Annotated in this window: 1 protein-coding gene; it reads right to left on the reverse strand. The window is 41.8% G+C overall.

Annotated features, from left to right (window positions below; translation table 11 throughout):
* Positions 1 to 673: GAG-pre-integrase domain-containing protein (locus D9T19_RS14425; RefSeq protein WP_162984614.1), on the reverse strand; the 673-nt coding region annotated here is incomplete at both ends.

A 673-nucleotide genomic window follows, 5' to 3' on the forward strand; every position in this document is an offset into this window, starting at 1 on the left:
AAATCATCAATGAAAGAGACATAGTATACATACCCACTCAGAGAACTGGATGACATCGGACTGCATACACCGTAGTGGATAATCTCCAAGATTCCTTTTGCTTTGCTTTCACTGCTTGGAAATGCCTTCTTAATGTTCTTTCCTTTTGCACATCCTTTGAAAACACCTTCATGCTTTGACTGGATTTTGGGAAGACCTTCTACTGCTTTTCTTGCAAGTGGTAGTGCCCTATAGTGCACATGTGCAAGCCTTCTATGCCAAAGTTCACTTGGCTCCATGGATTCATGCACCATGGCATGTTCAGGTTGTCCCTTCAATTTATACAAACCTCCCTCTTGCTCTCCAATCACTACTGCATCATCTATGGTCTTTCCCTTTGGCCACATTAGGACTTGGCCATCTACAAATGCAACCCTCATACCTTTTGCATCCAATGCAGAGATGGAGAGTAAGTTCTTCTTGAGCCCAGGTACATAAAGGACTTCTTTCATCTTCAAAGATTTTCCAGAATCTAGGTTGTAGGAGGCTTCACCACTTCCTTTGATTGGGTATTGATAATCATCCCCAAGTTTCACCTTATGGGGTGATTCATGTTCAGATAGATTTACAAAAGATTCCTTAAACCCAGTCATGTGTTTGGAAGCCCCACTGTCAATTAACCAATCATTACAAC

It is taken from the genome of Poseidonibacter antarcticus, from assembly GCF_003667345.1.
Taxonomy (GTDB): Bacteria; Campylobacterota; Campylobacteria; order Campylobacterales; family Arcobacteraceae; genus Poseidonibacter; species Poseidonibacter antarcticus.